Source organism: Vitreoscilla massiliensis, from assembly GCF_001457815.1.
In the GTDB taxonomy this organism is placed as follows: domain Bacteria; phylum Pseudomonadota; class Gammaproteobacteria; order Burkholderiales; family Neisseriaceae; genus Vitreoscilla; species Vitreoscilla massiliensis.
Map to the genome: position 1 here is coordinate 97,930 of NZ_LN898217.1, position 24,752 is coordinate 122,681.

Consider the following 24,752-nt stretch of genomic DNA (forward strand, 5'->3'; position numbering starts at 1 on the left):
AAGGGTTTGTATGTCTGAAAATTGTGTGGTCATCCAAGCGGCGTTGCCATTGGAATGTGAGTATTTGGTGGGTTTGCTGGCGAACGTGCGCCAAGAAATTCGTGGTGGTTGGGTGTTTTGGCGTGGTGAGTATGAAGGCGTTGACCTCATCGTCTCGAAAACGCGCATGGGCTTGAGCAATGCCGCCGCCGCTACCGCCATAGCCATCGAGCGCTACCAACCGCGTGCCATCATCAACCAAGGCACGTCGGGCGGGCACGACCCTGAGTTGAATGTGTTCGACATTGTGTTGGGGGTGCAAACCGTCAACTGCGGCATGGTGAAAACGCCGTCGGTGGCAGCAGGTGGCGGCAGCAACAGTTTGACATGGGTAGAGGCGTTTGACATGTTGCCCGACGACGAGTCCGACCCCGAACCGATACGCCAGCGCTATTACCCTGCCGATGCCGAACTGTTGGCGGCGGCGCGGGCGCTGCGAGCGAATTATACGCATGGCAAAGTGGTGGAAGGCACCATCGCCTCGGCCGATTGTTGGAACAACGAGCTCGACCGCATCGCGTTTTTGCGCCAGCATTATGGCAGCAGTGTCGAGGAAATGGAGGCGGCATCGGTGGCGCAAATCGCGCAGCAATACGGCGTGCCCATGCTGGCGATACGGGTGGTGTCGAACAACATCACCAATGGCGGCGCTTACAATCCTGATACCGGCAAGGCCTGCCAAGACTTTGTGTTGCAAGTGGCCAAGCGTTATTTGCAGGCGTGATCGTGTTTTAAAAAGCGGCCTGTAAACCCCAAACCGTTGCATTTGAAAGCGAAGGAGCGTGGTATGAAAGCTTGCTGTGTGTTATTGGGCATATTGCCGGTGCTTACTTGGGCCGCACCTGCGATAACAGATTTTGTGCCGCAAGGCTGGACGCTGGAGCAACAGGTTGACGGTGATTTGAATGGCGATGGTCGCGCCGACAAGGTATTGGTATTGCAGCAGCAAGACGCGGCCAATTGGCAAGACAATGAGGGCTTGGGTTCGCCGCGTTTGAACCTGAATCCGCGTACGCTGTTGGTGTTGTGGAACACGCCGCAAGGCTACAAGGAAGCGGTGCGCAATACCACGTTGTTACCGAGTGCAAACAGTGCCGACACGCCGTGTTTGGCCGATCCATTGGATGATGGCGGCATCAGCATACGCAAACAGGTGTTGCTGGTTGATTTGCACTATTGGCTCAGTTGTGGCTCATACAGCGTCAACCACATGCGCTATACCTTTCGCCATCAACAAGGTGCGTGGCCGTTGATCGGCTTGGATGTCGACAGCAGCGCGCGCAACAACGAGGACACTGAGCGCTCGAGTTACAATTTTGCCACCGGCAAGGCGCTGTATACCGGCGTGAAAACCCAGAACACCGCCAGCGGTGGCAGTAAAGTCGTGCGCAGCAGCAAACCCAGTCGTATCAGCAATCCACGCGTGGATTTGGGCCAAACCGATGTGGAGGTTCGATTGGGGCGTTGGCTAGAGCAGCACGCCTTGTGATGGTAGTTCATACAAGCGGCCTGTAAACCCTGTGCGAGGTTTACAGGCCGCTTATGTGTTGGGGCAAACTTATTCTGAGGTTTCGGTGGCGTGCAAGAACGGCAAGGCCACCGGTGAAATCACAAAAGTGTCGCCATCGGCATCGTTCTTAAAAATAAAGCCGCACAGGCAATAGCCTTGTGGGCTGGGCAACCAAAACACATACGGTTCATGGCGCGGGCTGTCGACGTGGTAGCCGAGTTTCTCGGCTTCGATCAAGGCCTCAGCATAGTGTTGGTTGAAATGGTCGATGTGGTGCACGGTTTTGTGTTCCACCAGCACTTCCATGGTGGCATCAAAATACAGATTCGGTTGTGAGGCGATGTTTTGCGAGTGTATGGTTGAAGCCTTGCCCAGCCAAGTTTGGGTTTCGGTTAGGCTTTGCAATGGTTGAAAATCATCCACTGGAAATGGGGCAAAATAACTGTACCAATTGTTCATCTTTTTTCCCTTGTAGCGTTTTTGTTGTGCGGCTATTGTGGTCAGGAAGCAAGGCAGCGTCAAGTCGTTGCACCGGCTCAAATCGCTGACTGGGCGCGAAAATGCATGCAGGTTTGATGGCCATCAAACTTTTGATTTAATTCTCAAAACTGACATAAATGTGTCATCAGGAGGTTGTATGCAAGAGCTGCTGGTGCGCTTGGCGCGCATGGATGAGCGGGCAACACTGTTGCAGATACACCAAGCTTCGGTGCAAGGCTTGTGCACTGGCCAATACACGGCCGAACAAATCGCGCATTGGTTGGATGGGCGCGATGCCACGATGTACACACAAGGCATAGAACAGCAACGGCTGTGGGTGGCGTGTGCGCCTGAGCTGGTGGGCTTTGTCGAAATCAGTACCAACAGCATAGACAAATTGTTTATTGCACCACCAGCAGCGGGTTTGGGCGTGGGCAAGGTCTTGCTCACGCATGCATTGGGCACCTTGCAAGCACAAGGCTTGCGCCAAGTGGTTATTGAAGCGACTTTAACCGCGGCGCCGTTTTACCAAAAACACGGTTTTCGCATCATAGAGACAGCAATTTCGGCGCATGGTGGTGCTGAAGCGCCGTTGCAAGTGGTGAACATGCAATGGGATGCGCCTGTGAATTGACATTAATATGGGTTGGCGTGGGTGCAATGAATCGTGAGAATGCTTACAGAATCAAGCCGCTATGAATGGCCTAGATAAGCGGCCTGTAAGTGTTTTAATCGGTAATTTTGATTGACCGATTAGAGCAAATACCGTTATGGTGACATTTCTGAGCTGACGCTTTGGGGTGTGGGCATGAAAAGAATGTGGTTATTATGGCTGTGTGCATGGTCTGGGGCTGCTTTGGCCCAAGAGGGTGCGATTGATGCCAGCAATGACAACATCGACACCAGCTATTCTCTGCACAGCGACGACGCGCCTGTCGGCATCATCACCACTTACATCAACAAAACCCAACTCGAAACCCCGAATGCCTTGCTCGTTAATCCCGGTACCGAAAGCCAATACAGCTCGTTTGGCATAGGTCCGAGTGTGAAATTGGGCGATTATGTCACCGCTTATGGCGTTATCGGCGCCGCTGGTGATAGCCGCAGCAGCTACCAAACCGCCATTCCGGTGCAAGCCTTAACCTTGGACAACGATTCACGCATGTACGGCGTGGGCATGCAAATTCGCCCGACTCAAGATTGGCAAATCGACATGAAATACCAAAATGCCAATTTGAACAGCGGTGCCGATTCATCGCGCCAAGTGAACTATTTTAATGTCGGCATAGGCTATAAGTTTTGGTGAAGTACATCGCCATCTCTGCGTACAAAACAAGCAAAAGCGGCCTGTAAATGATTTACAGGCCGCTTTTGTATGGCTAAGCACATTAACGGTGTTTCACCACCACGGCTTTTTTAGCCATGTGTTTTTTGGTCACCGGTTTTTTGACAATTTTCTTTTTCGCTACTGGTTTTTTCACCACTTTTTTAGGCGCAGGTTTCACCACGTGTTTGGTGACATGTTGGGCTGGATGTGCAGGAGCGGCGGGTGCAGCCATGCTGACAGTGGTCACGCTGGTGGCGGCAGTGCATAAGATGGCAGCGATGATTTTCTTCATAATAAGCTCCTGCAAAGCGGATACAGGTTTAAGGATTCAACTGATTTCTTGTCTGGAGCCCATCTTACCGATGCAAACTTAGCACAGCCTGAGGGCAAAGTTAGTTTGGGTTAAGTTTCAGGTTTGCATCCAAGGCTGTGAATAAGAAAGCCGATGTATTGGAAAATAGCGGTGTACACGCGATGACTGTGCTTGAATGACTTGAATGGAAGCGATGGCATAGTGGGGCTGACAGCGACCATATGCACTGTGTATAGAAAAAGCCGTGGCGCTAAAGCCACGGCTAATAATTTTTAGTGCTAAGTATTGAATAAGAGGTTCTTTTTCAAGCGGCGCAGAAAGCGCTAGGATGGCAGACATTAACTGACGCCATGCGCAAGTTAATGTTCTCCTTCTAGTTCAATTGATGATGTCTTGCGGCGTTCTGTAGGGTGCAGAACGCCATTTTTTTTGCGCGCTACTTGCCGATGCAAAAACGGCTGAAGATGACGCCGAGCAAATCATCGGCGGTGAATTCGCCGGTAATCTCGTTCAAACACACTTGTGCCAAACGCAGGTGTTCGGCCAACAAATCAATCGCCTCACCACAGTCGGCAGCATAAGCCAATTCCACTGCAGCGGCCTGTAAGGCATGCAAATGGCGTGTGCGTGCCAAAAACAAACCTTCGGCCTCGCCTTGCCAACCAACTTGCTTGAGCAAGGCTTGCTTGAGCTGGTGCAAACCATCGCCTTTTTTGGCCGACAGCGTCATCACGTCGCTGGCGCGGGCGATGTATTGCTGAGTTTGCAACACGGTGGCGTCGAGCAAATCGCTCTTATTGTGGATTTCCAAACACGGCAAATGCTCGGGCAGGCCATCGACGATTTCCTGTGTGCGCGCGTTCACGCCTTCGCGTGGGTCGATGAGGATTAAGGCCACATCGGCTTGTTGTACCGCTTTGTGGCTGCGCTCTATGCCGATTTGCTCGACCACATCATCGGTGTCGCGCAGACCGGCGGTATCGATGATGTGCATCGGCACGCCATCGACGGTAATCATTTCGCGCACGGTGTCTCGGGTGGTGCCGGCGATGTCGGTAACAATGGCGATGTCGTCACCGGCCAAGGCATTGAGCAAACTGGATTTGCCCACATTTGGCGCACCCACCAACACCACTTGCATGCCTTCACGCAAAATCGCGCCTTGCTGCGCTTGCGCCATCACGCCATCGAGTTGTTCGCGTATGTGTTGCAACTTGCCTTTGGCATCGGCTGCTTCGAGAAAATCAATGTCTTCTTCTGGAAAGTCCAAAGTCGCTTCCACCAACATGCGCAAGGTGATGACATCGTCGACCAAGGCGTGTATGTGATTGGAAAACGCGCCTTTGAGCGAGCGCAGCGCCATGCGCGCCGCCGATTGGCTGGAGGCATCAATCAAGTCAGCCACGCTCTCGGCTTGGGCCAAATCGAGTTTGTTGTTCAAGAACGCGCGCTTGGTGAATTCACCCGGCTCGGCCATGCGTGCGCCCAACTCCAAGCAGCGGCTGAGCAACATTTGCATCACCACTGGGCCGCCGTGGCCTTGCAATTCAATCACGTCTTCGCCGGTGAAACTGGCGGGCGCGGCAAAATACAATAACAAGCCATTGTCTATCGGCGTGCCATCGGCGGCGACAAAGTCGCTGTACAGTGCCAAACGCGGCGTGGCGGTTTTGCCGCCGGTGAGGGTGGCAACCAAGGGCAACAGGTTTTGACCCGACAAACGTATCACGCCCACGCCTCCTCGACCGGGAGCGGTGGCAATGGCGGCTATGGTGACGGTTTCAGACATCTTGCATACTCAATCAATAAACGAATACAACCATTGTAACGCAACAGGCGGCTTGTAAGTTTACAGGCCGCCTGTTTCAACACCAATATGGGATTTAAATCAAACCGTTTGCAAACGCTGACGGCGTTTCAATTGCACAAAACCGCTGAACAAGGCGATGGCCCACAAGCCAAACGCGCTGCAGTAAATGATGACGGCGCGGCTCACACCCAAATGGTCGGCCAGCCAACCCAAGACAATGACGGGCATGATGGCACCGAAATAACCCGACACCAAAAACGTCGACACCACGGCGGCGCGGTTGTGGTGGTTGGTCACTTCTTGCACCTTGCCAAAACCGGCCATCAGCGTCAAACCGTGTGCCATGGCTGTGGCGACCACGCTGCAAGCGAACAAGACCATGGAATGCAACTGCAAGGTGAGCACCAACATCACATTGGCAATCAAAATCATCGCCGTGGCGGCGGCGTATGCCTGTGCCAAACTCAAGCGGCGCAAACCCAATTGCGTGGCCGAGGACAAGAACAACACCAAGGCCAACGCGCCACCGCTGACGGCAGGGCCATGCCACGGCAAAAATTCAGCGATGAACGAGCCCGCCAAAGACGCATACAGGCTGAACATGGCAAACGCTGCAAACGCGCCACCCGCGGCCAAGTAAAACTGTTTGCGCCCTAAACCTGCCGCCGGCAAGGCCAAGCGTGGTTTGAAGTCCAACGGTTTTGGGTCACTGGGCGCATGAAACGGAATGCGGCACATTTGGTATAACACCACCGCGGTTAATACAATGACCGGCACATATGGCAACCACACCGAGCCGCCGCTGATTTGTGCCACCACGCCGCCGATTAAAGGGCCCATGCCAAAACCGAAGCCATTCAAAGACGCATACCAACGGGCGGTTTGGCCTTCATTGGGCAAGGGGCTGGTTTGCAACATGCCCATCATGCCCGAAGTGCTGATGAGGCCAGAGGCGATGCCGATGAGGACGCGGGCACTGGAAAGCATGAAGGCGTTTTGCGCCAGCGCCGACAAGATGACGCCGAGCAATACCAGCAGCAAACCGGCGCGCAACACCTTGGCAAAACCCAAGCTGTCGCTCAAGCGGCCCAAAAATAAAATCGATAACAGTGTGCCCGCCATGTAGGCGATGAACATGGTGGTGATGTCGCTGGGCTGCAGTTGCCACAGTTGTTGGTACAGTGGATAAAGCGGGCTGGCTAAGGCCGTGCCCATGGTGCCGCTGATCAAGGCCGCGCACACCCAATAAAATGGTATCCAGCGTTTTTGCATGATGCGTTCTAAACTTTTTGAAAATAAGAATGATGGTACGACAATGTTACAGGCCGAGTATTGATGTTAGTAGCAGTTGTGCACTGCGTCAATTTTGCGCGGCCATAGCAGTTATGCAGGTAAATCAGATAAAGAGGCTGGCAAAATTTGTGCTGCATCAAATGACAAGTCATTTGGCATGTTTTGACCCCAATTGTTTGCGCTAACTCAAAATACACTTGGGTGTGAGGCAGTACATTGCATCTCGTGATGACAGCAAGTGACCACCTTGATGGTTGGGCATAAAAGTGTAGGTGGGGAAATTTTTTATGCGCAAGTCTCAATTTGGCACACGACCTGTTTCACTGATGTGTGTATGAACTTTCTTCATGATGATGTGACTTAAAAACCCGACACGAGTGTCGGGTTCTTTTTTTGTGTTTGCTGCAAAGTTTACAGGCCGCTTAATCGTCTTGACCTAAGAAGCCGCCGCTTTGGCGCTGCCACAGTTTGGCGTACAAACCGTTTTTCGCCAACAATTCCTCATGGCTGCCGCTTTCAACAATTTCGCCCTCATTGAGCACAATCAATCGGTCCATTTGCGCGATGGTAGACAAACGGTGGGCAATCGCCACCACGGTTTTGTTTTCCATCAAGCTGTACAGATTCTCTTGTATCGCCGCTTCTACCTCTGAGTCCAACGCACTGGTGGCCTCGTCCAACAGCAAAATCGGTGCATTTTTCAAAATCACCCGCGCAATGGCAATGCGTTGGCGCTGACCGCCCGACAGTTTCACCCCACGCTCACCGACATGCGCATCCAAGCCACGGCGACCTTGTGAGTCAACCAATTGGTCGAGAAAGTCGCTCACTTGCGCTTGTGCCAATGCGGCCTGTAAATCGGCATCGCTGGCATCGGGGCGACCGTACAAAATATTGTCGCGCACCGAGCGGTGCAATAAAGACGTGTCTTGCGTGACCATGCCGATGTGTTTGCGCAGCGACACTTGGCTGACTTGGGCGATGTTTTGCCCATCGATGCTGATGTCGCCGCCATTGATGTCGTACAAGCGCAGCAACAAATTCACCAGCGTCGATTTGCCTGCACCTGAGCGGCCGACCAAACCAATTTTTTCGCCACCACGGATGTGCAGATTGAATTGCTGCAACAATTGTTTGTGCTCATAGGCAAAATCGACGTTATGGTAAGCAATATTGGCTTGCGTCACTTGCAGCGCCGGCGCATTCGGGATGTCCAACACTTGGCGCTCTTTCGCCAAGGTATTCATGCCGTCTTGTACCGTGCCGATGTTTTCAAACAACTGTGCCGATTGCCACATCATCCACTGCGACAAACCATTCAAGCGCAAGGCCATGGCGGTAGCCGCGGCGACGGCACCGACGGTAATCAAACCGCCTTGCCACAAATACACACACAACACCGCAGTTAAGGCGATGAGCAACATATTGAAGCCATGATTGACGGTGTCGATTTGCGTGCCCAAGCGCATTTGCTTGTGTACCGTGGCCATGAATTCGTCCATCGCTTCTTTGGCATACGCCGATTCACGCTGGTTGTGCGAGAACAGTTTCACTGTGGCGATATTGGCATAAGCATCGGTGATGCGACCGGTCATCAACGAACGGGCATCGGCTTGGTTGCGTGCGGCCGTGGCCATTTTCGGCACGAAATACGCCAACATGCTGGCAAAGGTGCAGAGCCACAAAATAAACGGCAACAGCAAACGCCAATCAAATTGCGCCAAAATCACGCCTATGGACACAAAGTAAATCAGCAAATACACCACCATGTCGGCGAAGATCATCACCATATCGCGCACTGCCAACGCCGTTTGCATCACTTTGGCCGACACGCGACCGGCAAACTCGTCTTGGTAAAAGCGCATGGATTGACCCAGCATCAGGCGGTGAAACTGCCAGCGCAAACGCATCGGCACCACGCCTTGCAAGGTTTGCAAGCGCACCGATGAGCCGCTCAATACCCACAGCGGACTCAACACCAATAAGGCCAACATCGCCAACAACCAGCTTTTTTTCTCCGCCCACAATTGTGCCGGCGCAATGGTGTGCATGGCGTCGACCAATTGCCCCATCATTTGAAACAAATACGCTTCAAATGCGCCGACGCCGGCGGCAAACACCATCATCACCCCTATCCACACGCCACAGCCTTTGAGGCAGGCGCGGATAAATGCCCACATATTGTCGCGCGCCAACGGAGGCAATTCATCGGGGTACAAATTCAAACGGGTTTCAAACCAATTAAACCACTTGTTCATCATGCGGTTTCAACTTTCAAATCAATAGGGTTGTCATAGTTTACAGGCCGCTAGTATAGCAATTGAAGCAGATAAAATGGGTAAAGGCCGACCACGTGGGTCGACCTTAAGTGTGTGTGTAGCTGTGTGGGGATTATTACGCTTTATTGCGCAAATTGTCTAAGGCAAACGCGCCGCTGCCTGCAACAAAGAAGAACAAGAAGGTGAAACACCATTGCACCGCCAATTCACCGCTGTTCAAAATTGGCATCAAGAAGTTGCCACCGTCGGCCACATGGCCGATGAAGTAAGCCGCAGCCATTTGACCTGACAAGATAAAGGCCACAGGGCGGGTAAACAAACCCAAGATAATCAAAGCGCCACCGATCAATTCGATGATGCCAGCGGCACCAAACATTGAACCTAAAGGCACGTTGGCAAACATTTCAATGTAGGGGATTTGGAATAATTTGGTCATGCCATGCATAATAAACATGTAACCTGTTACGATGCGCAATAAACCCAGCGCATACGGTTGGTATTGAGTCAGTTGGTTGTTGGTCGACATTTTGTATTTCCTGTTATTTGATGAATTGTGTGTGAGTTTTGGGCTGTGTGGTGCAGCTAATTCGCATGCAGCGCAGTTTAGCGACTCTGACCCGACCAATCGAGATGCAATTTAGGATAGAATTATTTACTGATGGTTAAAGATATATCATGGACTTACTGACCAGCATACGCGTGTTCCGCCAAGTGGTGATGCGCGGTAGTTTTACCAAAGCGGCTGAAGATTTGGAGATGTCTACTGCCATGGCAAGTAAGCACGTCACCAATTTGGAGCAACACGTGCAAGCGCGTTTGTTGATGCGCACCAGTCGCCGTTTGCATTTGACCGAGGCTGGGCAAATGTATTTTGATGAATCTGGCCACGCCTTAGACATCTTGCAACAAGCGGGTGCGAACGCGAGCTCCGGCGCCAAACAGCCCAAAGGCACGTTGAAAATCACCGCCCCCGGTTGGATGGCGATACCGGGGTTTGCGCGTTGGTTGGCGGAATACCACGCGCTGTATCCCGAGGTGATGGTGCACCTGAGTTTGGAAAACCGCCGTGTCGATTTGGTTACCGAAGGCTATGACTTGGCCTTGCGCGTGTCGCACGACCCATCGCCGTCGCTGATAGTCAAACCAATAGAGAGCATCAATTTCTTCTTGGTCGCTTCGCCCGAATACTTGGCCAAATACGGCACACCGCAACAGCCAGCTGATTTGCTCAATCACAAAGGCGTGTTGCCCACTTACACCAATTTGTCCAACGTGGTGATCCACATGGACAAGGCCGAAACCGAATTCGTGTTGCCGCCGTCTGTGCTCACCAGCGATTCCTTGATGAATTACCAATTGGCCAAAGTCGGCATGGGTTTGGCCTATTTGCCAGAACCAGTATTGTTTGAAGATTTGGCCAATGGCAGCTTGGTGCGGGTCTTGGCCGAATACCAATACGAGCCAGTGACTTTGTACGCCGCTTACATCAACCGCCAGTATTTGAGTGCCAAAGTGCGCACGTTTATTGATTTTCTGGCCGAGAAAATTCGCGAACGCCATGTGTTGTATGGCAAAGATTCTTAGTAAGCAATCTCAGTAATATGCAGTCGTAAGCCCTGACCAGCACACATTGGTAGGGCACACATCACACAAGAGGAGTGTTTATGTTGGTATTGGTAACAGGTGCTTCAGCAGGTTTTGGTGAAGCCACATGTCGCTTATTGGTACAAAAAGGCCACAAAGTCATCGGCGCGGCGCGCCGTTTGGAGCGCTTACAAGACTTGCAACAAGAATTGGGCGCGGCTTTTTTGCCGGTGCAAATGGACGTCAGCGATTTGAACAGCGTTGATGTGGCTTTGCAAAACTTGCCTGAAGCATGGCAAGGCATAGAGGTATTGGTCAACAATGCCGGTTTGGCCTTGGGTTTGGAGCCGGCGGACAAGGCCGACTTTGCCGATTGGCTGACGATGATCAACACCAACATCATCGGCCTGACCTACCTCACGCGCAAAATCTTGCCGGGCATGGATGCGCGTGGTCGCGGCCATGTGATTAACTTGGGCTCGGTAGCGGGCACTTATCCATATCCGGGTGGCAATGTGTATGGCGCGACCAAGGCGTATGTGAAGCAATTCAGCTTGAATTTGCGCGCCGATTTGGTCGGCAAACCGATACGCGTGACCAATGTCGAGCCCGGTTTGTGTGGCGGCACCGAGTTTTCCAATGTGCGTTTTAAAGGCGACGATGACAAAGCGGCCAAAGTGTATGAAAAAGTACAATACCTGACCGCTGAAGACATCGCCAACACCATCGTGTGGGTGGCCGAACAGCCAGCGCACATGAATGTGAACAGCATCGAAATCATGCCGGTGGCGCAAGCGTTCTCACCGTTTAATGTGGCGCGTGAAGCCTAGTGGTGTGAGCACAACAGTCTAGTCAGCGGCCTGTAAATGCTTACAGGCCGCTTTTGTATGCGGCTGAGCGGGGTTTGCTGACCTGCGCAAATTCTCAGTAAAATTGTGCGATTTGGTGTAAATACTGCAATTTTTGCGGCCAATGTGGTTAGAATAAGCCCGTGTCGATAAGACACTTTCCCAACTACTGAGGAGCATGCATGAATAAAGACGTGATTGAAGGCAAGTGGGATCAGTTGGTCGGTAAGGCCAAAGCGAAATGGGGTGATTTGACCGACGACGATTTGACCCAAGCCAAAGGCAATGCGCAAGTGTTGGCGGGCAAAATCCAAGAACGCTATGGCAAGACCAAAGAAGAAGCAGAAAAAGAAATTGATGATTGGTTGAAAGACACCGATTGATGTCAGTAAACTGTATTGAGAATTGAAAAACGCTGCCGATGAGGCAGCGTTTTCTATTGCGAGCGTTTTATTTCAACATATTCTTCAAAGCCAAACGCACGCCCTCGCTGACATCGCAGCCCGCAGGCAAACCTTTACAGGCCGCTTTGGCTTCGCGTTCGTTGTAGCCCAGTGCCAATAAGGTGCTGAGGATGTCGTCGCTGGCATCGGGTTCGGGTGCAAACAAGCCGTCGGCCGCCATAGCTACCGTGCCCGCAATGTGCAATTTGCCGCGCAATTCCAAGGCCAAGCGCTCGGCGGTTTTCTTGCCTATACCGGGGACGGAACTCAATACTTTGATGTCTTCATCGGCGATGGCGCGCGCCAAATCGTCGCTGGACAATACCGACAAAATGCCCAAAGCGGTTTTCGCGCCTATGCCCGATACCTTGACCAATAAGCGGAAGGTTTCGCGCTCGGCAGTATTGCCAAAGCCAAACAGCAAGTGGGCATCTTCGCGCACCACCAATTGTGTGTACACGCGCACTTTCTCGCCGGTAGCGGGCAAGCCGTAAAATGTTTGCATGGACACATGCACTTCATAGCCGACGCCGCCGACATCAATAAGAATAAGTGGCGGTTGTTTGTCGATGATGCTGCCTGTCAATTGACCTATCATGGTTTCCCTTTGTGGATGGGTTTACAGGCCGCTTTTTCTGTATCAATGCGGCCTGTAAACAAGTCAGCGGGTGGTAAAACGCCCGCGTTTCACGCTCAAGCCTTGTTGAATTTGGGCGGCCAAATTATGGTTGCGCAGCGCATGGGTAATCGCCACTGCCAAAGCATCGGCGGCATCGGTAGACGGCGTGCCATTGAGGCGCAGCATTTGTACCACCATGTGTTGCACTTGTTCTTTCGCCGCCTTGCCTTGACCGACCACCGCTTGTTTCACCTGCAAAGCGGTGTATTCGTGCACCGGCAGTTTGCCATGTACCAACGCCGCCACACAGGCACCGCGAGCTTGACCGAGCATCAACGTTGCCGCCGGATTCACGTTCACAAACACTTGCTCGATGGCGCTGACCGTTGGTTGGTAGGTGTGGATGACTTCGGTGATGTGTTCAAACAAGACCGCAATGCGCTCAGACAACACCGCTTTGGGCGGGGTTTTGATGCAACCGGAGGCGACATAAGTCTGTTGGCGACCGAGCAAGTCGATCACGCCAAAGCCTGTAACACGGCTGCCGGGGTCTATGCCTAAGATGCGGATGGGAGTAGTCATGCGCCGATTGTAACGGAAATCAACCCCGAGTCAAAGCTGAGGCTTTACCAAAGTTAAAATCAGAGTGTGTTACAGTGTTTCGCATCTTACATGTGTGGGGCAAATAAGATGGAAGTCGTCAATCTGGGTTATTTGTGTGTGGCCTTGGCTTTGGGTGTGTGTCTGCCGGCAGAGGCCAAACGCGTGGCCAGCATCGAAGCGCCGCGGGTATTGTACCAATGGGCCACACCGGTGGAGCAAAGCGTGAATTTATTTCGGGTAACGCCGACCTTGTTTCGCAGCGAACAATTGCAGGCCAAAGACCGAGCCTTGCTGCCACAAAACAACATCAAAACCATCATCAATTTGCGTTATTTCGACCGCGATGACGATCAAGAAGAGCTGTCACAACCGGGGCTGAAATTGATGAATCACCCGCTCAAATCATGGCGCATCAAACCCAAGGAAATCGCCGCGGTCTTGTATGAAATCGAGCAAGCGCAAAAACAGGGTGGGGTGTTGGTGCACTGTTATCACGGTGCCGACCGCACCGGTTTGATTATCGGCATGCACCGCATCGTGCAACAAGGTTGGAGCATAGACGAGGCCAAACGCGAAATGGTGGAAGGCCCATATGGCTTTCACACGGTGTGGCGCAACATTCCGAAAATGTACAATCAAGACACCGTCAACCAAGTGCGCTTGGAATTGGCACGCTTGCGCGCCGCCCAATAAAGACGCCATAAAGCGGCCTGTAAACGCATCCGTGCAGGAGAATGTGGCTTTTTTCTGGCGGCAATTGGGCGTATCATATCAGCCGTTTGCGTGGCGGTTTTGTACCGCCACCGTCTTGCGATTCAGTTGCCTTGAAGGAAACCCATGCCCAATCCGCTCTATCGCCAACACGTCATCTCGGTCGCTGATTTGTCTGCCGATACCCTGACTCAGTTGGTCAAAACCGCTCTGCATTTAAAACAACATCCCCAACCTGATTTGCTCTCCGACAAACTCGTCGCCACCTGTTTTTTTGAACCGTCTACCCGCACCCGCCTCTCGTTTGAAACCGCCGCCCACCGCTTGGGCGCCGATGTGATTGGTTTTGCCGATGGCGCCAACACCAGTGCCAAAAAAGGCGAAACCTTGGCCGATACCGCGCGCATCATTTCCGGCTATGCCGATGCGATTGTGGTGCGCCACAATAAAGACGGCGCCGCGCGCGTGATGGCGGAGTTTTCCAGTGTGCCGGTGGTGAATGCAGGCGACGGCACCAACCAACACCCATCGCAAACCTTGCTCGACTTAATCACCATTTTTGAAACCCAAGGCCGTTTGGAAAACCTCAACATCGTCTTGGTCGGTGACTTGAAATACGGTCGTACCGTGCATTCGTTGGCACAAGCCCTGAGCAATTGGAACAACACCTTTTACTTCGTGGCGCCGCCGCAATTGGCGATGCCCGATTACATCACCGAAGAATTGGATGAAAAAGGCTGTGCTTACCACATCTTGGACAGCTTTGAAGAAGCTTTGAATCTGGCCGACATCGTTTACATGACGCGCGTGCAACGCGAGCGTTTCGATGAGCAAGAATTCCTGAAAATCCAAGGTTTGTATGTCTTGAAAGCGGCGATGTTGGCGAGCGTGAAACCGAATATGCGCATCATGCACCCATTGCCACGCGTGGACGAAATCGCCACCGATGTCGATGCCACGCCACATGCGTATTATTTTGAGCAAGCGAAAAACGGCGTGTTTGCGCGCCAAGCCATCTTGTCCGCGGTTTTGAATGAGGAGTTGCCAGCATGAATACCCAACAACGCAGCGTGGAAGCGATTTGCGACGGCACCGTCATCGACCACATTCCCGCCGGCTTAGGCTTGGTGATTTTGCGCCAATTTGGTTTAAACGACTTGGGCGAACGCGTGACCGTGGGCTTTAATTTGAGCAGTAAAAACATGGGCCACAAAGACATCATCAAAGTGGAAAACGTGCGCTTCGATACCGCCCAAGCCAATCGCTTGGCCTTGTTCGCACCGAACGCGACCGTGAACGTCATCACTGACTATCAAGTAGTCGAAAAACTGAGTCTGAACCTGCCTGAGCAAGTCAAAGGTTTGTTCCGTTGCCCTAACGACAACTGCGCCTCGCACAAAGAGCCAGTCATCAGCTCGTTCAAGGTCAAAACCGCCAATGGAGAAACCAAATTGCGTTGCCATTATTGCGAAAAAACCTACCCACGTCAGGCTGTGACTGAAAACTAAAACAGTACAGATGAGGTTTGCAACCTACTCAAGCGGCCTGTAACAGTGTTTACAGGCCGCTTTTATCTGTATCAAGCCTTAAAAGCGCATTGAGTTCATCTGCATTGATAATGTACACACTCTTAGAAAGACACACAATGAAATGAAAACCGTTTACGCCAGCCTGTTGGCCATGTGGCTGCTGCCCACATGGGCCAACGCCGCAACCAGCGATGCAGACCATACTAACTGCCGCGCTGATTACCACGCCGCTACCGCCATCATGAGTGCGCGCCAACAAGGGGCATCTTTGCCCAGCGTGTTGGACGAGATGGCAGGGCGCAGTGGTGCCCAAGTCGAAGCCATGGCCATGCGCGCTTACAAATTGCCGCTGCAAGAATTGGTGTACGCGCGCGAAACTGCGGTAAAAGAATTTGGCAATGCCGAATTCATGCGCTGTTTAGAGCTAGAGCAAGTTAAGAGCAAGAAGAGGTGGTTTTAAGCCTGTTTGATGGATGTGTAATGTCATGAATAAGCGGCCTGTAAATCAGTTACAGGCCGCTTATTTGTTTCTGGTTGATGTGTTGGTGTGGATTTAGACCATGCCCAAGCTGTCTACCACGACCCGCAGCAATAAGCACAAGGCCAGGCACAGACCCAAGGTGTCGACGAAAGACATGCCCCAGTTTTCGTGCAATTGGTAGGCAAGGCTGGTTTTGCCGTGGCGGTGGGCTGAGTATTTGAGCAGCGCAATTAACGGCACACTCAAACACAGGTAACAGCCAAACGCCAATAAAAACACCACGATTAATGGATTGTCGGCAGCCCAAATAAACGTGCTGAGCATAAACGCCAGCTTGAACACGCCAAAGCCGATGCAAATGGCCGCCATCGCTATCAGTATCAGGCCGCGCCGCAGCCATGTTTGCCATGCGGGTACGGCCATGCTCGGTAGCACCTGTACCCGATCAGGGTTGGGGCTGTGTTTGTCGGCATTGGGGTGGTGTCGTTTGTTCCAATAGCGCAAGGCGATTTTCGGGCGCAGATACGGCAGTGCCAAGGCAATGAGGATGACGCCGACCAAGTTTAAGGTCAGGGTGTGGCTGATGTGCAAGTGGAATACCGTTTGTAGCAACCACGGCATGAGCACGGCCAAGGCACTGGCCAATAGCAACACGGCGGCGCTGCGGCGTAAATAAGGGTGTTTCATCAGGTTTCTTAAGGGTAACAGTGCTCAGCATTATAAAACAGATGGCTGAGTCTGCTTACAGGCCGCATGAAGCGGCCTGTAAATGGATGAGGGGTTTTAACCGCAGTTGGCGTGCAAGATTTTCTTGCTGACAGGGTCGGTCACCACGGTGATGCGCATAAAGCGGTAATCCATGGTGGCCATGCCATTCGGTGCCAAATGGCGCACTTCAGTGGCGCCAGTGCGTTGCATGATTTCGGCATCGTTCAAGCCTTGCAAACCGCTGAGCGCTTGCGCTTGTTCGTTGATGCATTTGCCGGGAGCGTTGGCCGCATCGTCGGCAGGGGTGTGTTTAGGGGTGTGGGCGCAAGCGGCGGTGAGGGCAATCACGGCGAGCAAGCTGGCGTATTTCAACATGGCAGTCCTTAAACAAGTCTTGTGTGGACGCCCATTATAGAGGCGGTGTTTTTATTTGGGTGACATAGAAGGCAAGTTTTGCACAGTCTTGCATCTGCATGCGTTTGGGCAACACGGCTGATCATACAAAACACCCATGTTGCGCAGGCACACATGGGTGTGGGGAAGCGAGAGAATTTAAAAGCTTTTTTGCTTGTGCACGATTTTCACTGCCAATTCATAACAGTGGTCGATGTGGCGCTCAATGTCGGCTATGCCTTGGTGTTGCACCAGACTGCAGATTAATTGTAAGGACACATTATTGACTTTGCTGGCGTCTTGCGCGGTTTCGGCGGCCAATTCATTGACCAAGGCATACGATGCACGCCAATCGATTTGCTGCAACAATTCCGGTGCCGAGGCGACAAAATAGCTTTGACCGTGTATCGGTATCCATGAGGCATTGCGCTCGCTGATGGAAGGCTCGTGGTCAAACATAAAAATATCGCCCAAGGCATTCATGGCCACGCATTGGTGGCTGCCCAAATAAGGCACTTCCAAAATAAAACCATAGTAATTGAGTTTGATGGGGCTCATGACAGACCTCGATGATGATGATTTATTGTGTATTTTTTTGGATATAAACAGCGGTGTGACAGCTTTAAACAAGCAAAACACACGCCAATTTAGTGCAAAATACTCAACAATGAATCGCGTTTGAGTCAATAAAAATAGTGATTACAGAACAACAGTTTATGACAGTAAATTTAAAGAGCAATTGCTTTACATCAACAAAAACAGCCTGATTGAAGTCTCAATCAGGCTGTTTTGTAAAAAGCAAATATTCGTGCGGGTGAGCCTAATCCAAACGAATGGCAAATGTGTCGTCGCTGCGGCGCACTTTTTTCATGTGCAATAGCCAATCGTTGTGCTCATCGCGGTAGCCCAAAGGCAACAGCAATGTTGAGCGCAAACCTTGGGCGCGCAAATTCAAAATCGCATCGACTTTGTCCGCTTCAAAGCCTTCCATCGGTGTGCAATCGATGCGGCGTTCGGCCGCGGCCATCATCGCGCACATGGCGGACAAAAACGCTTGTTTGGCAGCGTGGTGGTGGTTTTCGGTTTCGCCCGCATGCAAGACATGTTCTAGCAAGCGTGTGCGGTAAGCATCGGTGACGCTGTCGGGTAGGTTGCGTTCGGCATTTTGGCGGCTGAAAAATTCGTTCACGCGTTCTTCGGTGTAATCGTCCCAAGCGGCAAACACCAATAAGGGCGAGCAGTTTTGCAATTGTTGGTTGCCGTACACACAGTGTGACAATTGCGCAATCAAGTCGGCATTGCGGATGACCAAAACTTGAAACGGCTGCAAACCTGAGGACGAAGGCGCCATGCGGGCGGCTTCTACGATGTAGTCAACGTCTGCTTGTGGCACGGGGGTGCCATTTAAATGTTTGGCAGCATAGCGCCAGTGTAAATCGTCCAGTAAACTCATGCTTCTGTGGTCTTTCAGGCCGCCTCTTCATGAAGGAATAGCCGTGTTGGTGGTTTTAATCATTGCCATCGTGTTGCTGATGGGCAGTGTGGTTTTGTCTGCCATTGTACCGCATCCCATCACTTGGTTGATGACGGTGATATTGGCTGTGGCTATCGCCCTGTTTATTTGGCCCAAATACCAAGCCGAGCAAAGCGTGCGGCAAAACGGGGTAGAAGTGTTGGCGCGCGTGACCCACATTCGTGAGTGGGACAGAAAAATTGGCGATGGCAATTTGCGCAGCCAGTATGAAGTCAGCGCCACCTGGACCCATCCAGACAGCGGTCAGACTTACACTTTTCTCAGCGTACCACACAGCGCGCCGCCGCCGTATCAAGTGGGGGATGAGATATCCGTGCGCCTAGACTGGGATAACCCCAAGCAATACCAAATGCAAGACTGGCGCGATTGAGCGCCGCGTAAGGAACATCACCATGTGGACACAGGCTGTGCAGCAAAGTGTCCACCAAGAAAGCAAAGTATGACGCAAAACGAATTGATACAAGCCTTGCCCAAGGCCGAATTGCATGTGCACATTGAAGGCACGTTTGAACCGGAATTGATGTTCGCCATCGCCCAGCGCAATGGTGTGGCCATTCCTTACCAAAACATAGACGAAGTCAAAGCCGCTTACCAATTTCACAATTTGCAATCGTTTCTGGACATTTACTATGCCGGTGCGAATGTGTTGTTGCAGCAGCAGGATTTTTACGATTTGGCGTGGGCGTATTTTGAGCGCTGCGCTGCCGATCGTGTGGTGCACACCGAAATCTTCTTTGACCCACAAACCCATACCGACCGTGGCGTGGCCTTTGCGACCGTCATCAATGGTTTACAGGCCGCTTGTGACGATGCCAAAAGCAAATTGGGCATAAGCTCACACTTAATCATGAGTTTCTTACGCCATTTGAGCGAAGAAGCGGCGTTTGCCACTTTGGAACAGGCCTTGCCCTACCAAAGCCAAATCATCGCCGTGGGCTTGGATTCAAGCGAATTGGGCCATCCGCCAAGCAAGTTTGCGCGGGTGTTTGCCAAGGCGCGTGAGCTGGGCTTTTTGGTGGTGGCGCATGCCGGTGAAGAAGGGCCGCCTGAATATGTGTGGGAGGCGTTGGATGTACTGAAGGTCAATCGCATTGACCACGGCGTGCGCGCCGAAGAAGACGCACACTTGATGCAGCGCTTAATTGCCGACAAGATGCCGTTGACGGTGTGTCCGCTCAGCAATTTGAAGCTGTGTGTGGTGAACGACATGGCGCAGCACAATATTCAGCGCTTGCTGAAGCAAGGCGTACAAGTGACGGTGAATTCCGACGATCCAGCTTATTTTGGCGGCTATGTGAATGCCAATTTCACCACCATCGCCGAGGCTTTGCAGTTGAGCGCAGATGAAATCAAGCAATTGGCGGCCAATTCGTTTGAATCGGCGTTTATCAGTGCCGAAGACAAGCAATATTGGTTGCAACAGATTGCTGCCATCGCTTAAGAAATCATCCGTATGAAAGCGGCCTGTAAACCTAGTAGATGGGGTTTACAGGCCGCTTTGTATTTGCTGATGAATGTTAATGGCTTTGCCACGGAGCGATAATTAACAACACGCCGCCCAAAATCACAGCCGCACCGAGCATGTCGGTGAAGCTCAGGGCGATTTTGTCTACCAAGCGCAGCCACAACAAGGCACTGATGACGTACACGCCACCATAAGCGGCATAGACGCGGCCTGACGCTTCGGGATGCAAACTCAATAAGTACACGAAAGCGAGTAAACACAGCGCGGCGATGGGCAAGAGCCAAACCGAGCCGTGTTGGCGCAGCCACATATACGGCAAAAAACAGCCCAGTAATTCCATTAAGGCGGTGATGAAAAACAAGAGGAGGGTTTTGAGCATTGTTCGGCCAAAAATTGTTGGTGTTGCGATTGTAAGGCCAAATACAAATCGTGGGCATCGACTGCCAACTCGTCGCAAGCGATGGCGACGGGAGTGTTGAACTTCTTAAAGCAGCGTTTGGCCTCGGCCTTGCGCTCGCCCACTTGCATGTCGATAAAGGCGATGGGGTGGTCGATGTGAATTAAGATGTGCGGGGTTTTTTTGTGCGGCCGGTATTCGATGCGCTCTATCGCCGCCCATGCCACGCGTGAGTCTTTGGCCAAGGCAATGCCGCCACTGCCCCAACGTATGGCCGGACGCTTGCGCACCACTTTGCGCAACGACAACCACGAATACTCGGCAAAGGTGACAAAAATCACCACCAACACGGGATAAAACAACCACGGCGAGTTCAATACGCCAAACAAAAACGTGTCGCGTATCTTGTCGGCACCGTCGAGCAACAAATACAGCGAGCCCACCACAATCAACAGCATGGGCCAGAGCGCAGCAAGCAGTAGCGATTTATTGTAATAAACTCGGGTCATGGTGTCCGTTGTGGGGCAAGATGAGGAACGGTTAAAAATGCATATGGTATTGCATCCATTGCCAAAACTGGCTTGATACAGCACAAACGGTAGTGTTTTCGCGTAAAATACACTTGGTCAGGGGACTTTATCGCCGTTCGCTATTAAAAGCATTGTGCATATAAAAAAATACCAAGCACACATGGGTTTACAATAGAGCCTGTTCAGACCTAACAGAAGCTGTGCCGATTTAAAAAGTCAGCAACCGCCCCCATATGACAGCCACAACATCCATGTCGCCGCGCTAGACGCGACGGCAGCAATAGAAAGCACACCATGAATGAAGTTTTTGATCTGCAAGCGCATGAGCACATTGCCTTGTGTGATTTGTTAAAAATAACCGGCGCTTCCGAAAGCGGCGGTCAAGCCAAGGCGATGATCAGCGATGGCTTGGTCTGGCGCAATGGCGAGGTGGAAACCCGCAAAACCGCCAAAATCAAGGATGGCGAGGTGATTACCCTGCCTGAATTTGATGTCACCATCCGTGTGACCAAAAGCGCGCTTGCATGAGTGGCTTATTGCCCGAGCCAGTAGCGCCCGAGGATTGGGAATGCTGCGGCAGCGATTGTGGCGATGCCTGTGTGTGGGAATTGTATTACCGCGACAAAGCCGCTTATGATGCGCAGCAACGCGACATCGCCCAATTGCAGCAAACAACACAGAAAGATGCAGATGAACATTGATTTGCACTGCCATTCCAATGTCTCCGATGGCGCTTTGCCACCGGCTGAGGTGGTGCGTTTGGCCAAGGAAAATGGCGCGACCATGTTGGCCTTAACCGACCACGACAATTTGCACGGCTTGCCTGAGGCGCGTGCCGAAGCGGCGCGTGTGGGTTTGCCTTTCATCAATGGCGTGGAAGTGTCGATTACATGGAACAGCAAAGTCATCCACATTGTCGGTCTGAACATGCGCGATGACGTCCCTGAGTTACAGGCCGCATTAGATGAATTGCGCAGCGGTCGCATCAGCCGTTTGCAACAAATGTCAGACAAGCTGGAAAAAAAAGGCATCACCGGCGCGTATGAAGGCGCACTGGCCTTGGCCGGTAATCCCGACAGCGTTGGCCGCGCGCATTTGGCGCGGTTTTTGGTGCAAGCGGGCCATGTGAAAAACATGCAGCAAGCGTTTAAAAAATACTTGGGCGATGGCAAACCGGCGTATGTGAAACACGAATGGGCGAGTTTGCAAGACGCGTTGATGTGGATTACCGCCGCAGGCGGTGTGGCGGTGATTGCCCATCCAGCGCGTTATGACATGAGCGCCACCAAGATGCGCGAATTCATTACCGAATTCAAAGCCGCAGGTGGTGTTGGCATTGAAGTCGCTTCCAGTTCGCATACTTTGAGCGAGCGCTTGAATTACGCCATGTTGGCCGAACGCTTTGAGCTGTATGCCAGCGCCGGCAGCGATTACCATGCCTTGCACGAAGGCGGTCAATTGGGCGTGCCGCCCGAATTGCCACCGATATGCAAACCAATATGGGAATTGTTTCACTGACACCGATAAACTGACTTTACAGGCCGCATCATGAACCCAAGACAACTGTATGTATTGAAAATGGCAAGCATGTTTTTTGGTTCTTTGATTCTGAGTTATCTGTTCACAGGCTCTGTTTTCAGTTTGTTTTCAGCCCTGTCTTTGCTGGTGACTGGGGGCATGTCGGTGTGGTGGTGGCGCCTTAATGGACGTGAGCAGCAGCAGGAACCCACAGAAGTTGCCATACCAACCGTTTACCAGTACACCCCACGTGAAAAATCTTGGTTGAAAGGTTTTTATATTTTTGCTGGCGTGATGTTGCTACTGATTGTGTGGATACAATTGGGTAAATAGCATCCGTCACAAAAGTGTTTATTTGAGGAAAACAGTGTATGGCCCAATTTTTTACCATCCATCCGGACAATCCGCAGGAACGTTTGGTGCGTCAGGCGGCGGACATCATCCGTGACGGTGGCGTGGTGGTGTTGCCCACCGACTCATGTTACGCCTTGGTGTGCGCCTTGGGCGATAAAAAAGCGATGGAGCGCATCATTACCATTCGCCACTTGGATTTGCGCCACCACTTTACTTTGTTGTGCCACAATTTGAGCGAATTGGGGCTGTATGCCAAGGTGGACAACAGCCAATTCCGTTTGCTCAAAGCGGCCACACCGGGCAGTTATACCTTTATTCTGCCCGCCACCAAAGAAGTGCCGGCGCGCACGCTGCACCCTAAACGCAAAACCATCGGTTTGCGCGTACCTGACCATGCCATTGCGCAAGCAGTGTTGTGCGAGGTGGGCGAGGCTTTGCTCAGCTGCACGCTGATGTTGCCGGGAGAAGATGAGCCGTTGACCGATGCTTACGACATCCGTGACCGTTTGGAACACCAAGTGGATGCGGTCATTGACGGCGGTTGGTGCGGTACCGAAGCGACCACGGTCATAGACATGACCGATGGTTTGGAATTATTGCGACAGGGCAAAGGCGATGTCGCGCCGTTTGGTTTATAAAGTTTATCAATAGGAAGACATATTTTGGGTGATTTTGACTGGAGCATCATCTTATTGGCCATCGTGCCAGTGTTGTTTGCATTGACCGTACAAGCGGTGGCGCAGGTATTGGCGGCGCGCCATTACGGCGACACCACCGCCGTGCAAATGGGGCGTTTGACCTTGAATCCGATGCCACACATCGATTTCATCGGCACCATCGTGTTGCCTTTGTTCAGCGTGTGGATGTTCGTCAACGCGAATTTGCCTTTGATTATTGGTTGGGTGAAACCGGTGCCGATTAATTACGGCAATATGCGCAACATCCGCATGGGCATGCGCATGGTGGCGGCTTCGGGTTGGATTGCCAACTTTTTGATGCTGATTTTGTGGGCAGTGATTCGTGGCATTACCCTGCATTTTGGCCCAGCCGCAGCGCCTGTAGCACAGATGGCGGAAATTGGCATTATTGTGAACATTGTGCTGTTGGCGTTTGGTTTCATCCCCTTATTGCCGTATGCCGGTGGTCGTTTTATCGACAGCTTTTTGCCGGCCAAATACTCGATTCCGTTTCAAAAAACCGCGATGTGGAGCAGCTGGTTGATTTTGGGCTTGATTGTGATTGCGCCTAAGGTATTGTGGCTGTACATCGCACCGATTTATGCGTTCTTTGGTGCGATAGCGCAAATGATTACCAACTTGTTCCTGTAAGTGAGCAAATGCCAATAAAAAGCGGCCTGTAAATGTTTACAGGCCGCTTTTTTGTGTTCATGGCTTTAATCCAGTTGGTATTGTTGTTTCAAACGCCGCACATCGTTGGCGCGCATCTGTACTTCGGTGCGGGCATCCAAGATGTCCATGCGCAAGAAGCGCAATTGTTGGCGGTAATACAGGTATTGCTCGCGGCTGATATTGTTGCTGAAATACAGATTGGAACTGAGTCTGTCATAGCGGTCTTCGGCGCGTTCTAACTCATCGACGGCGGTCAAATACGCAGCCGGCACTTGCTTGAAGGGGCGCAACTCGGCCTGTAAATCGTTGGGGCACACGCTGACACTGCCCAAGCCTTGCATGGCCTTGCTGAAGATGGTTTGCGGCTGGCAATACTGCTCTAACCCGAGTTGATAACCGTGTTGGTAAGCGTCGACATCGGGCACGATGCCGGCTTTTTGACACGATTTTTGGTGTTGTGCCAAACGCGTTGCCGCATAACCATTGCCACCATCGACTGTGCCGATGTGTTGCCAATCGGCTTGTTGGCATTGCTCAGGCGACAGCGTGGCGCAGGCGCTGAGCAGCATGCACACAGACAAGGTGAAAAGACCCACAGATTTCATCACATCAGCTTTCAAAAACAAGTCGATTGG

The 24,752-nt window shown here is 52.0% G+C and carries 34 protein-coding genes; 19 read left to right on the top strand and 15 right to left on the bottom strand.

Annotated features, from left to right (window positions below; all coding sequences use genetic code 11):
* The first annotated feature begins 10 nt into the window (after window positions 1-10).
* Together BN3003_RS02710 and BN3003_RS02715 are read left to right on the top strand one after the other, a co-directional pair.
* Entirely contained in the window at window positions 11-763 is a 753-nt protein-coding gene (locus BN3003_RS02710) for a 5'-methylthioadenosine/S-adenosylhomocysteine nucleosidase (RefSeq protein WP_058305201.1), read from the top strand.
* Between the two features lie 63 nt (window positions 764-826).
* Window positions 827-1,528, top strand: a complete 702-nt coding sequence (locus BN3003_RS02715; RefSeq protein ID WP_058305202.1) for a hypothetical protein — start codon at window positions 827-829, stop codon at window positions 1,526-1,528.
* Window positions 1,529-1,597: 69 nt separating this feature from the next.
* Here the strand turns inward: BN3003_RS02715 and BN3003_RS02720 are convergent, their stop codons facing one another.
* Entirely contained in the window at window positions 1,598-2,008 is a 411-nt protein-coding gene (locus BN3003_RS02720) for a hypothetical protein (RefSeq protein WP_058305203.1), read from the bottom strand.
* A gap of 178 nt (window positions 2,009-2,186) precedes the next feature.
* Between BN3003_RS02720 and BN3003_RS02725 the strand changes: the two genes are divergently transcribed.
* A complete protein-coding gene (locus tag BN3003_RS02725; RefSeq protein ID WP_058305204.1) occupies window positions 2,187-2,663 on the top strand; it encodes a GNAT family N-acetyltransferase in 477 nt (158 codons plus the stop codon).
* Window positions 2,664-2,846: 183 nt separating this feature from the next.
* A complete protein-coding gene (locus BN3003_RS02730; RefSeq protein ID WP_058305205.1) occupies window positions 2,847-3,335 on the top strand; it encodes an outer membrane beta-barrel protein in 489 nt (162 codons plus the stop codon).
* Window positions 3,336-3,417: 82 nt separating this feature from the next.
* On the opposite strand, the gene BN3003_RS02735 is transcribed toward BN3003_RS02730, so the two are convergent.
* From BN3003_RS02735 to BN3003_RS02755, 5 genes are all read right to left on the bottom strand, one after another.
* Entirely contained in the window at window positions 3,418-3,648 is a 231-nt protein-coding gene (locus tag BN3003_RS02735; protein WP_058305206.1) for a hypothetical protein, read from the bottom strand.
* Between the two features lie 457 nt (window positions 3,649-4,105).
* The gene (gene mnmE, locus BN3003_RS02740) at window positions 4,106-5,458 is read right to left on the bottom strand and encodes a tRNA uridine-5-carboxymethylaminomethyl(34) synthesis GTPase MnmE (protein WP_058305207.1); all 1,353 of its coding nucleotides are present in this window, start codon (window positions 5,456-5,458) and stop codon (window positions 4,106-4,108) included.
* A gap of 99 nt (window positions 5,459-5,557) precedes the next feature.
* Complete coding sequence (locus tag BN3003_RS02745) at window positions 5,558-6,751, bottom strand: MFS transporter (protein WP_058305208.1); 1,194 nt, start codon at window positions 6,749-6,751, stop codon at window positions 5,558-5,560.
* 443 nt (window positions 6,752-7,194) lie between these two features.
* A complete protein-coding gene (locus BN3003_RS02750) occupies window positions 7,195-9,033 on the bottom strand; it encodes an ABC transporter ATP-binding protein (protein WP_058305209.1) in 1,839 nt (612 codons plus the stop codon).
* A gap of 133 nt (window positions 9,034-9,166) precedes the next feature.
* Window positions 9,167-9,577 carry a DoxX family protein gene (locus BN3003_RS02755; RefSeq protein ID WP_058305210.1) on the bottom strand — a complete coding sequence of 137 codons (411 nt, stop codon included), beginning with the start codon at window positions 9,575-9,577 and terminating at the stop codon, window positions 9,167-9,169.
* 149 nt (window positions 9,578-9,726) lie between these two features.
* Here BN3003_RS02755 and BN3003_RS02760 point away from each other — a divergent pair, with 149 nt between their 5' ends.
* The 3 genes from BN3003_RS02760 to BN3003_RS02770 all read left to right on the top strand — a co-directional run bounded on the left by BN3003_RS02760 (window position 9,727) and on the right by BN3003_RS02770 (window position 11,866).
* Window positions 9,727-10,635 (top strand): LysR family transcriptional regulator, encoded by a 909-nt coding sequence (locus BN3003_RS02760; RefSeq protein WP_058305211.1) that lies wholly within the window; start codon window positions 9,727-9,729, stop codon window positions 10,633-10,635.
* An 80-nt stretch (window positions 10,636-10,715) separates the two neighbouring features.
* Window positions 10,716-11,465 carry an SDR family oxidoreductase gene (locus BN3003_RS02765; protein ID WP_058305212.1) on the top strand — a complete coding sequence of 250 codons (750 nt, stop codon included), beginning with the start codon at window positions 10,716-10,718 and terminating at the stop codon, window positions 11,463-11,465.
* Window positions 11,466-11,665: 200 nt separating this feature from the next.
* Window positions 11,666-11,866, top strand: a complete 201-nt coding sequence (locus BN3003_RS02770; protein ID WP_058305213.1) for a CsbD family protein — start codon at window positions 11,666-11,668, stop codon at window positions 11,864-11,866.
* 67 nt (window positions 11,867-11,933) lie between these two features.
* On the opposite strand, the gene ruvA is transcribed toward BN3003_RS02770, so the two are convergent.
* Together ruvA and ruvC are read right to left on the bottom strand one after the other, a co-directional pair.
* Window positions 11,934-12,524 (bottom strand): Holliday junction branch migration protein RuvA, encoded by a 591-nt coding sequence (gene ruvA / locus BN3003_RS02775; protein WP_058305214.1) that lies wholly within the window; start codon window positions 12,522-12,524, stop codon window positions 11,934-11,936.
* 63 nt (window positions 12,525-12,587) lie between these two features.
* A complete protein-coding gene (ruvC, locus tag BN3003_RS02780; protein ID WP_058305215.1) occupies window positions 12,588-13,127 on the bottom strand; it encodes a crossover junction endodeoxyribonuclease RuvC in 540 nt (179 codons plus the stop codon).
* Between the two features lie 108 nt (window positions 13,128-13,235).
* Here ruvC and BN3003_RS02785 point away from each other — a divergent pair, with 108 nt between their 5' ends.
* The 4 genes from BN3003_RS02785 to BN3003_RS02800 all read left to right on the top strand — a co-directional run bounded on the left by BN3003_RS02785 (window position 13,236) and on the right by BN3003_RS02800 (window position 15,848).
* A complete protein-coding gene (locus tag BN3003_RS02785; protein ID WP_082625507.1) occupies window positions 13,236-13,841 on the top strand; it encodes a phosphatase domain-containing putative toxin in 606 nt (201 codons plus the stop codon).
* 144 nt (window positions 13,842-13,985) lie between these two features.
* A complete protein-coding gene (gene pyrB / locus BN3003_RS02790; protein ID WP_058305216.1) occupies window positions 13,986-14,912 on the top strand; it encodes an aspartate carbamoyltransferase in 927 nt (308 codons plus the stop codon).
* Complete coding sequence (gene pyrI, locus BN3003_RS02795; protein ID WP_058305217.1) at window positions 14,909-15,367, top strand: aspartate carbamoyltransferase regulatory subunit; 459 nt, start codon at window positions 14,909-14,911, stop codon at window positions 15,365-15,367. Before pyrB ends, pyrI begins: the two co-directional genes overlap by 4 nt.
* Window positions 15,368-15,509: 142 nt before the next feature.
* Window positions 15,510-15,848: a hypothetical protein gene (locus BN3003_RS02800; protein WP_058305218.1), complete on the top strand. Its 339-nt coding sequence runs from the start codon at window positions 15,510-15,512 to the stop codon at window positions 15,846-15,848.
* Between the two features lie 93 nt (window positions 15,849-15,941).
* On the opposite strand, the gene BN3003_RS02805 is transcribed toward BN3003_RS02800, so the two are convergent.
* The 4 genes from BN3003_RS02805 to BN3003_RS02820 all read right to left on the bottom strand — a co-directional run bounded on the left by BN3003_RS02805 (window position 15,942) and on the right by BN3003_RS02820 (window position 18,423).
* Window positions 15,942-16,556, bottom strand: coding sequence for a hypothetical protein (locus BN3003_RS02805; protein WP_058305219.1), 615 nt, complete (start codon window positions 16,554-16,556; stop codon window positions 15,942-15,944).
* Between the two features lie 96 nt (window positions 16,557-16,652).
* Window positions 16,653-16,952 (bottom strand): I78 family peptidase inhibitor, encoded by a 300-nt coding sequence (locus tag BN3003_RS02810; protein WP_058305220.1) that lies wholly within the window; start codon window positions 16,950-16,952, stop codon window positions 16,653-16,655.
* 177 nt (window positions 16,953-17,129) lie between these two features.
* Window positions 17,130-17,528 carry a hypothetical protein gene (locus BN3003_RS02815; RefSeq protein WP_058305221.1) on the bottom strand — a complete coding sequence of 133 codons (399 nt, stop codon included), beginning with the start codon at window positions 17,526-17,528 and terminating at the stop codon, window positions 17,130-17,132.
* 262 nt (window positions 17,529-17,790) lie between these two features.
* Entirely contained in the window at window positions 17,791-18,423 is a 633-nt protein-coding gene (locus tag BN3003_RS02820) for a nitroreductase family protein (RefSeq protein WP_058305222.1), read from the bottom strand.
* Window positions 18,424-18,466: 43 nt separating this feature from the next.
* On the opposite strand from BN3003_RS02820, the gene BN3003_RS02825 reads away from it, so the two are divergent.
* The gene (locus BN3003_RS02825) at window positions 18,467-18,874 is read left to right on the top strand and encodes a DUF3592 domain-containing protein (RefSeq protein WP_058305223.1); all 408 of its coding nucleotides are present in this window, start codon (window positions 18,467-18,469) and stop codon (window positions 18,872-18,874) included.
* A gap of 69 nt (window positions 18,875-18,943) precedes the next feature.
* On the top strand, window positions 18,944-19,945 hold the full coding sequence (locus tag BN3003_RS02830) for an adenosine deaminase (protein WP_058305224.1): 1,002 nt from the start codon (window positions 18,944-18,946) through the stop codon (window positions 19,943-19,945).
* 76 nt (window positions 19,946-20,021) lie between these two features.
* On the opposite strand, the gene BN3003_RS02835 is transcribed toward BN3003_RS02830, so the two are convergent.
* Window positions 20,022-20,348: a YnfA family protein gene (locus tag BN3003_RS02835; RefSeq protein ID WP_058305225.1), complete on the bottom strand. Its 327-nt coding sequence runs from the start codon at window positions 20,346-20,348 to the stop codon at window positions 20,022-20,024.
* Window positions 20,309-20,875: a hypothetical protein gene (locus BN3003_RS02840; RefSeq protein ID WP_147645312.1), complete on the bottom strand. Its 567-nt coding sequence runs from the start codon at window positions 20,873-20,875 to the stop codon at window positions 20,309-20,311. The genes BN3003_RS02835 and BN3003_RS02840 overlap by 40 nt, the downstream gene beginning before the upstream one ends.
* Window positions 20,876-21,190: 315 nt before the next feature.
* Between BN3003_RS02840 and BN3003_RS02845 the strand changes: the two genes are divergently transcribed.
* Genes BN3003_RS02845 through BN3003_RS02865 form a run of 6 tightly spaced genes read left to right on the top strand, consistent with a single transcriptional unit; the run spans window position 21,191 to window position 24,096 of the window.
* Window positions 21,191-21,424: an RNA-binding S4 domain-containing protein gene (locus BN3003_RS02845; RefSeq protein WP_058305227.1), complete on the top strand. Its 234-nt coding sequence runs from the start codon at window positions 21,191-21,193 to the stop codon at window positions 21,422-21,424.
* The gene (locus BN3003_RS18315) at window positions 21,421-21,597 is read left to right on the top strand and encodes an oxidoreductase-like domain-containing protein (RefSeq protein ID WP_082625508.1); all 177 of its coding nucleotides are present in this window, start codon (window positions 21,421-21,423) and stop codon (window positions 21,595-21,597) included. The genes BN3003_RS02845 and BN3003_RS18315 overlap by 4 nt, the downstream gene beginning before the upstream one ends.
* Entirely contained in the window at window positions 21,587-22,414 is an 828-nt protein-coding gene (locus BN3003_RS02850; RefSeq protein WP_058305228.1) for a PHP domain-containing protein, read from the top strand. Before BN3003_RS18315 ends, BN3003_RS02850 begins: the two co-directional genes overlap by 11 nt.
* Before the next feature lie 30 nt (window positions 22,415-22,444).
* Complete coding sequence (locus BN3003_RS02855) at window positions 22,445-22,747, top strand: hypothetical protein (protein WP_058305229.1); 303 nt, start codon at window positions 22,445-22,447, stop codon at window positions 22,745-22,747.
* Between the two features lie 38 nt (window positions 22,748-22,785).
* Entirely contained in the window at window positions 22,786-23,406 is a 621-nt protein-coding gene (locus BN3003_RS02860; protein WP_058305230.1) for an L-threonylcarbamoyladenylate synthase, read from the top strand.
* A gap of 24 nt (window positions 23,407-23,430) precedes the next feature.
* Window positions 23,431-24,096, top strand: coding sequence for a site-2 protease family protein (locus BN3003_RS02865; RefSeq protein ID WP_058305231.1), 666 nt, complete (start codon window positions 23,431-23,433; stop codon window positions 24,094-24,096).
* A 65-nt stretch (window positions 24,097-24,161) separates the two neighbouring features.
* On the opposite strand, the gene BN3003_RS02870 is transcribed toward BN3003_RS02865, so the two are convergent.
* Window positions 24,162-24,722, bottom strand: coding sequence for a DUF2799 domain-containing protein (locus BN3003_RS02870; protein WP_058305232.1), 561 nt, complete (start codon window positions 24,720-24,722; stop codon window positions 24,162-24,164).
* Window positions 24,723-24,752 lie beyond the last annotated feature (30 nt).